Consider the following 2,751-nt stretch of genomic DNA (forward strand, 5'->3'; position numbering starts at 1 on the left):
AAGGCGGACAGGATGCCGAAGACCACCATCGACAGCGGCACCAGCGCGAACAAGGTGGTGTAGGCCAGCGCGCCGGCCGTCTCGAAGCAGCGATCGTCCAGGAACCGGTTCCACAGGAATCGGGAAAAGGACTGGACCTGTTCACGACCCAGCCGGTGCCACCATTGCCGGACCGTGTGGGTGACCTGGGTGATCTGCATCGGCCAAGACTAACAAACCGGTCGGGCCGGGGAATATCCGCGATAATGGCGATCCCCTCGAACCCGGCCCAACCCGCATGCCCGACATCCTGGTCCTGTACTACAGCCGCGGCGGCTCGGTCGCCGCGCTCGCGCGCCAGGTCGCCCGGGGCATCGGCGAGGTGCCCGGCATGCAGGCCCGGCTGCGCACGGTGCCGCCGGTCGCCCCGGTCACCGAAACCACCGCGCCGCCCGTGCCCGACGAAGGCGCGCCCTACGCCAGCCGGGCCGACCTGGATGAATGCGTGGCCCTGGCCATGGGCAGCCCGACCCGCTTCGGCAACATGGCCGCGCCGATGAAACACTTTATCGATGGCCTGGGCTCCGAGTGGGCCTCGGGCACGCTGGTCGGCAAGCCGGCGGCGGTGTTCACCTCCACCGCCACCCAGCACGGCGGCCAGGAATCGACCCTGCTGAGCATGATGCTGCCGCTGCTGCACCACGGCATGCTGGTGCTGGGCATCCCGTTCACCGAATCCGCGCTCAACACCACCCGCAGCGGCGGCACGCCCTACGGCGCCAGCCACGTGGCCGGTGCCGACGACGACCCGGCGCTGTCGGAAGATGAAAAACAGCTGGCCCGCGCCCTGGGCCGGCGCCTGGCGGAAACCGCCCGGAAGCTGCAGGCATGAGCCGTTCGGGAAAACTGGCGGCCGTTTCCATCCTGGCGCTGTTCGCGCTGCAGCTGGCCTGGCGCCTGTGGCTGGCGCCGCCGACCCAGGCCGCGCCCTGGATGCTGGCGCTCTGGTTCAGCCTGCCGATCCTGCCGGCGGTGGTGCTGGTGCTGCTGCGGCACCGGCGCGCGGGTTTCTGGGGCGCGCTGGCCGCCCTGCTCTATTTCTGCCACGGCGTGATGCTGGCCTGGTCGGCGCCTGAAGTGCGGTGGCTGGCGCTGGCCGAGACGCTGCTCTCGGCGGTGCTGGTGCTGTCGGCCAGCTGGGACGGCATGCGCGCCCGTTTCGCCGCCCGCCGCGCCGGCAAGCCGGCCGTATAATCCCGCCGCGAAGGAGAATCCCCATGCAAGAACTTCTGGTGGTCACCACCGGCGGCACCATCGACAAGGTGTATTTCGACGACAAGTCCGACTTCCAGATCGGCGAGCCGCAGATCGGCAAGATCCTGCAGGAGCTGGGCGTGGCCTTCCGCTTCACGGTGATCCCGATCATCCGCAAGGACAGCCTGCACATCACCGCCGAGGACCGGGAACTGCTGCGCGCCACCATTGCCGCGCAGCCGGCGGCGCACGTGCTGGTGACCCATGGCACCGACACGATGGTGGACACCGCCAAGGTGCTGGCCTCGATCCCGGGCAAGACGATCGTGCTCACCGGCGCCCTGAACCCGGCCCGCTTCCGTGGCTCGGACGCCGAGTTCAACGTCGGCACCGCCGTCGGCGCCGTGCAGTCCCTGCCGCCCGGCGTCTACATCGCCATGAACGGCCGTATCTGGGACCCCGCAAAAGTCCGCAAGAACGTCGCCGCCAACCGTTTTGAGGCGATCGGAAGCTAGGCGCACCCGCAAAAAAAGACCCCGGCGCAAGGCCGGGGTCCAGGGTGTTGCATGAAACGCTGGATCAGAAGGTGACCGACCAGCTGTTGATGTAACCGGTGTCGCCTCGGGCGTTGTCGTTCACCCGGAGCTTCCAGGTGCCGTTGAGCGCTTCCGAGGACAGGTTCACCGTGTAGGTACCGATGATGTTGTCGGAGCTGCCGCCGCTGCGGTTGTGCAGGTTGTAGGTCGAACCATCCGGGGCCACCAGGTCGACCTTGAGGTCGCCGATCCAGGTGTGGCGGATGTCGACCGCGACCGAGGCATTGCTCGGGGCATTGCCGCTGCGGCCGGAGACCGAGATCGGGCTCTCGACGGTGGCGCGGTCGCGGATCTGGTAGTCGGCGGTGTTGCTGTAGGTCTGCGGCTGGCCACCACCACCACCGGTGGTGTAGTCACCCACCAGGCTGGTGCCCGAGAAGCTCGAGTAGGCCTTCACGCGCACGTGGTAGGTGCCGGCCGACGGCGCCGCGATGGTGCAGGTCTCGTTGTTGCCGTTGAGGTACGGACGGCAGACGTACGAGCTGTCGGTCGGCTGGCTGCCGAACTGCACGTACAGGTCGGCGTCGCCGGTGCCACCGGACATGTTGAAGACCAGGTTGCTGGCGCCCGCGGGCACGGACATCGTGTAGTACAGCGACTCGCCCGTGGAGGCGGACAGGCCGGTCACGGCCACGCCCTTGGTCAGCGTGCCACCGGTCGGCGGCGGCGGGGGCGGCGGCGGCGGCGGGTTGCTGCCACCGGCGAGGGCGACGAGGGCATTGGCGTCGATGATGCCGGCGCCGCAGCCACCCGAGCACGAGCCCGACAGCGGATAAGCGGTGGACTTGAGGTTGGCTTCAACCTGCGCCGGGGTCCACAGCGAAAGGCCCAGGGCCAGGCGGCGGCTCTGCGCCAGCGCGACGGCACCGGCCACGTGCGGCGAGGCCATCGAGGTGCCGTTGTAGGACACGTAGGACTCGCT

The 2,751-nt window shown here is 69.0% G+C and carries 4 protein-coding genes and 1 pseudogene; 3 read left to right on the top strand and 2 right to left on the bottom strand.

Features of this window, described 5'->3' with window-relative positions:
- Window positions 1-200, bottom strand: a pseudogene (locus tag AACZ35_RS13760) (hypothetical protein); the annotation flags it as partial.
- 77 nt (window positions 201-277) lie between these two features.
- Here AACZ35_RS13760 and wrbA point away from each other — a divergent pair.
- From wrbA to AACZ35_RS13775, 3 genes are read left to right on the top strand one after another with little or no spacing between them, the layout of a single operon-like run.
- Window positions 278-871, top strand: coding sequence for an NAD(P)H:quinone oxidoreductase (wrbA, locus tag AACZ35_RS13765; RefSeq protein ID WP_339830251.1), 594 nt, complete (start codon window positions 278-280; stop codon window positions 869-871).
- Entirely contained in the window at window positions 868-1,233 is a 366-nt protein-coding gene (locus tag AACZ35_RS13770; protein ID WP_339830253.1) for a DUF2069 domain-containing protein, read from the top strand. The genes wrbA and AACZ35_RS13770 overlap by 4 nt, the downstream gene beginning before the upstream one ends.
- A 23-nt stretch (window positions 1,234-1,256) precedes the next feature.
- On the top strand, window positions 1,257-1,748 hold the full coding sequence (locus AACZ35_RS13775) for an asparaginase domain-containing protein (protein WP_339830255.1): 492 nt from the start codon (window positions 1,257-1,259) through the stop codon (window positions 1,746-1,748).
- Between the two features lie 64 nt (window positions 1,749-1,812).
- Here AACZ35_RS13775 and AACZ35_RS13780 read toward each other — a convergent pair.
- Window positions 1,813-2,751 (bottom strand): pre-peptidase C-terminal domain-containing protein (locus AACZ35_RS13780; protein ID WP_339830257.1); only part of this gene is annotated, 939 nt, incomplete at its 5' end.

Source organism: uncultured Arenimonas sp., from assembly GCF_963976025.1.
Taxonomy (GTDB): domain Bacteria; phylum Pseudomonadota; class Gammaproteobacteria; order Xanthomonadales; family Xanthomonadaceae; genus Arenimonas.